The organism is Kitasatospora sp. NPDC059973 (genome assembly GCF_042737525.1).
Classification (GTDB): Bacteria; Actinomycetota; Actinomycetes; order Streptomycetales; family Streptomycetaceae; genus Kitasatospora.
Window position 1 is genome coordinate 1 of record NZ_JBHWUI010000314.1, and the last position, 4365, is coordinate 4365.

Annotated in this window: 3 protein-coding genes; 1 reads left to right on the plus strand and 2 read right to left on the minus strand. The window is 71.0% G+C overall.

Annotated elements, in window-relative coordinates; genetic code table 11:
• Positions 1-44: 44 nt before the first annotated feature.
• A complete protein-coding gene (locus ACFWA9_RS38435) occupies positions 45-2156 on the minus strand; it encodes a DNA topoisomerase IV subunit B (RefSeq protein WP_352294233.1) in 2112 nt (703 codons plus the stop codon).
• A gap of 536 nt (positions 2157-2692) precedes the next feature.
• Between ACFWA9_RS38435 and ACFWA9_RS38440 the strand changes: the two genes are divergently transcribed.
• Positions 2693-2926, plus strand: a complete 234-nt coding sequence (locus ACFWA9_RS38440; RefSeq protein ID WP_352294235.1) for a hypothetical protein — start codon at positions 2693-2695, stop codon at positions 2924-2926.
• Positions 2927-3154: 228 nt separating this feature from the next.
• Here the strand turns inward: ACFWA9_RS38440 and ACFWA9_RS38445 are convergent, their stop codons facing one another.
• A complete protein-coding gene (locus tag ACFWA9_RS38445) occupies positions 3155-3937 on the minus strand; it encodes a S1 family peptidase (RefSeq protein ID WP_380394116.1) in 783 nt (260 codons plus the stop codon).
• Positions 3938-4365 lie beyond the last annotated feature (428 nt).

Genomic DNA, 4365 nt, shown 5'->3' on the forward strand with positions numbered 1-4365 from the left:
CCCTCCACCCGAGGGTGGAGGGCCCCTGCCGTGCGGCGGTGCGCTCAGGCGTCGATGCGCGAGCGGTCCAGGGTGGCCGCCGAGTCGACGATGAACTCCTTGCGGGGGGCGACGTCGTTGCCCATCAGCAGGTCGAAGATCTTCTCGGCCTGCTCCAGGTCGCCCAGGTTGATCCGGCGCAGGGTGCGGTGGCGCGGGTCCATCGTGGTCTCGGCCAGCTGGTCGGCGTCCATCTCACCGAGGCCCTTGTACCGCTGGACCGGGTCCTTCCAGCGCATGTTCTTGCGCTGGAACTCCAGCAGGGTGGAGCGCAGCTCGGCGTCGGAGTAGGTGTAGTGGTACTTGTCCTGGCCGCGCTTGGGGTTGGTGAGCTCGATCCGGTGCAGCGGCGGGACGGCGGCGAAGACCCGGCCCTGCTCGACCATGGGCCGCATGTAGCGCTGAAAGAGCGTCAGCAGCAGGCAGCGGATGTGCGAGCCGTCGACATCGGCGTCGGCCATGAAGATGACCCGGCCGTAACGGGCCTGGTCGATGTCGAAGGTGCGGCCCGAACCGGCCCCTATCACCTGGATGATCGCGGCGCACTCGGTGTTCTTGAGCATGTCGCTCACGGACGCCTTCTGCACGTTGAGGATCTTGCCGCGGATCGGCAGCAGCGCCTGGAACTCCGAGTTGCGGGCCAGCTTGGCGGTCCCGAGCGCGGAGTCCCCCTCGACGATGAAGAGTTCGCTGCGCTCGACGTCGTCACTGCGGCAGTCGGCCAGCTTGGCCGGCAGCGAGCTGGTCTCCAGCGCGGTCTTCCGGCGCTGGGCCTCCTTGTGCTGGCGGGCGGCGACCCGGGTGCGGGCGGCCGCGACGACCTTGTCCAGGACGGCCCTGGCCTGGACCTTCTCGTCCTTCTTGGCGGACGTCAGGAAGGCCTTGAGCTCCTTGGCGACCACCGCGGCGACGATCCGGTTGGCCGCCGAGGTGCCCAGCACCTCCTTGGTCTGGCCCTCGAACTGCGGCTCCGCGAGCCGGACGGTGACCACGGCGGTGAGGCCCTCGGTGGCATCGTCCTTGGTGATGTCGTCCTCGGCGACGCGCAGCAGCTTGGCGGCGCGCAGCGCCTCGTTGACGGTCTTGGCGAGCGAGCGCTCGAAGCCGGTGACGTGGGTGCCGCCCTTGGGGGTGGCGATGATGTTGACGAAGGAGCGCAGGGTGGTGTCGTAGCCGGCGCCCCAGCGCAGCGCGATGTCCACGCCGAGGTGGCGGGTGACCTCGGTGGGCGTCATGTGGCCGACCTCGTCCAGGACGGGGACGGTCTCCTTGAAGGTGCCCTCGCCGTGCAGCCGCAGCACGTCGCAGACCGGCTTGTCCGGCGCGAGGAACTCGCAGAACTCGGCGATGCCGCCGTCGTAGTGGAAGGTCGACTCCTCGACCACGTCGCTCTCGGTCAGCCGCTCGTCACGGACGACGATGGTGAGGCCGGGGACGAGGAAGGCGGTCTGCCGGGCCCGGTTGTGCAGGTGCTCCAGGGAGAGCCGGGCGTCCTTGAGGAAGATCTGCCGGTCGGCCCAGTAGCGGATCCGGGTACCGGTGCGGGTCTTCGGCACCTTGCGGGCCTTGCTGAGGCCGTTGGCGGGCTCGAAGGGGGCGTCCGGGCCGCCCTCGGTGAAGATGCCCGGGGTGCCCCGGCGGAAGCTGACCGCGTGGGTGTGGCCGCCGCGGTCCACCTCCACGTCCAGCCGGGCCGAGAGGGCGTTGACGACGGACGCGCCCACGCCGTGCAGGCCGCCCGAGGCCGCGTAGGAGCCGCCGCCGAACTTGCCGCCGGCGTGCAGCTTGGTCATCACGACCTCGACACCGGAGAGCCCGGTCTTGGGCTCGACGTCCACCGGGATGCCGCGGCCGTTGTCGCGCACCTCCACCGAGGAGTCGTCATGCAGGACGACGTCGATGCGGTCGCAGTGGCCGCCGAGGGCCTCGTCGACCGAGTTGTCGATGATCTCCCAGAGGCAGTGCATCAGGCCCCGGCTGTCGGTGGAGCCGATGTACATGCCGGGGCGCTTGCGAACCGCCTCCAGGCCCTCCAGGACGAGCAGGTGCCGAGCGGTGTAGTTGGAGCCGTCGTCCCCGGCCAGCAGTGCGGACGGCACGGTCGATTCGGCACTCACGCGGCACTCTCCTCGGTGAAGTTCTGTCTCATCGGTCACATCCGGGCACAGCCGGAACGTCCGCCAGTGCAGCACACCGCACCGACAACAGCTCCGCCACGTGTGCACGCCCCTGCGCTGGGTCACAGCACGACGAGCCGGTCCCGCGCAGCTTGTACGCGCTGCGCGAACACGCACCGCGCCGGATTCCGCGCACCGGAGCGCCATCTCCTCCCGGTACCACCGGTCCTGGCGGATCGTGGGACCGGGCACAGGCTCCGGAACTGCCGTTATGCAGGCTACCGGGGCCCGGGACGGGGCTTATGCTCCAACCCAGCAGAGGATTATGCTACGCGGACCTCGCACCCCGTCCCGATCGGGCGTTCGAGGGACAGGCGGATCCTGGGATTCGGTACGCATGAACCACCGGCCCCCGGGGCACGTCCTCATCAACACAGCAGAATCCTCAAAGAAGAAAAGCCACGAGCGGGAACGTTTTCGGCCTGGTTGGATGTTGACCCTGGTACGACAGCTCGTCGAGCTAGAGAAGAGGCGACGTGACTACTGTTCTGACCCCTGCGAGCCCGCTCACCGCGGCTGACCGCTGCGACCGCTGCGGCGCCCAGGCCTACCTGCGCGTCGTACTCGCCAGCGGCGGAGAGCTGCTCTTCTGTGCCCACCACGGCCGGAAGTTCGAGCCCGAGCTCAAGAAGATCGCCGTGGAGATACAGGACGAGAGCGGCCGGCTCAGCAGCACCACCAACGCCACGGCCGCCGACGAAGAGCGCTGATACCGGGCGCCACAGCAGCAGCAGGCCAACGAGCTGTGTCCGGCCGCGCACCGCGCGCGACCGGCGAGCCGGGCGGCGGGTCCCCTGACGGGGGCCGGTCGTCCGGCTCTGCTGTTTCCGGCCGCGATCGGGCCGGCTGCGATCCGGCCGGGCCCACCGCGGTGTCGGTACGGGCCGCCGCGCCGCCCGGCGGTCCGGGCGACGCGACGTCAGAACGTGACCGCGCGACTACAGGACGGAGCGTACCGCGTCGGCGACCGCGGCGACGCGGGTGTAGACACCCGGGTGGGCCGCCTCCGCGCAGCCCGTCCCCCAGGAGACCAGCCCGGCGAGGCGTCCGGCGACGACCAGCGGGCCACCGCTGTCCCCCTGGCAGGCGTCCTTCCCGCCCTTCTCCGCACCGGCGCAGACCATGCCGCGGGCGTCGAAGTGCCCGTCCGGCCCGCCCGGGTAGGCCTGGGCACAGGTCCGGTCGGGGATGACCGACACGTCGACACCACGGAGCGTGGGCGAGTAGTCACCCTTGCCCGAGGTGTCCCCCCAGCCGTAGACCTGCGCCCGGTTCCCCTCCCGGTACGGCTCGGCGTCCCCCTGGCCAACCAGGTCGATCACCGGGCGGGCACCCTGCGACTCGGTGAGCGTGAGCACCGCCACATCGTTCATGTTGGCCGCGAAGGCGTAGTCGGGGTGGATCCAGACCGCCTCGACGGGCACCTCACGGCCGACCGAGCCGCGCAGGTCGTCCCGGCCCACCACGACCTTCAGCCCCGGCCGCTCCACCTGCCGGCCCTTGGCCTCGTCGTAGAAGCAGTGCGCCGCCGTCACGACCTTGGTCGGAGTGACGAGCGCACCGCCGCAGAACTGCCCCGAGCGACCGTTGCCGAACTGCTGGCGGCTGGCGACCGCCACCATCCACGGGTGGTCGGCGGTGCTCACGACGGCGCCGCCGATCACCCGCCGCTGGGCCTCGGCCGGTGCGGCCGGGCCGAACGCGACCAGCGTCGCGGGCATTGCGGCGAGCAGGCCCAGGACGGCCGCCCGGTAGCGGCGACGCACCGGCCGGCCGGCCGGGCACGCCGAGGGCGAGGCGACGGTCGGCAGGTCCGCGCGATCCGGGTTGGGCAGCACCGTGTCTCCAGTTGGCTCGGTAGCGGGAGTTGGCTCGGTAGCGGGCAACCGGCACAGCGTAGGTGATCGCCTACGGTCCGCGACCGGTTACCGCCGCACCGCCACCCGGACGAGCGACAACAGCCACCCGGACGCTGACGCGCCCCATCGCCCGGTCGCTCTACCGTCCGGTCGCCGCCCCGGAGTCACGCCGACACGGAGAAGGCCCGGAGCGCAGCTTAGGTTCTAGTGGTCGTCGCAACGCCCCAGCTCAGGGGATGCGATGGACTTCAAGATCCGGGAGAGGCGGGACCCTCAGGGGCCTGTGCGGC

What these genes read in the sequence shown, in the direction of transcription:
- ACFWA9_RS38445 (WP_380394116.1), bottom strand. Translation starts at nt 3,937, where the DNA reads ATGCCCGCGACGCTGGTCGCGTTCGGCCCGGCCGCACCGGCCGAGGCC.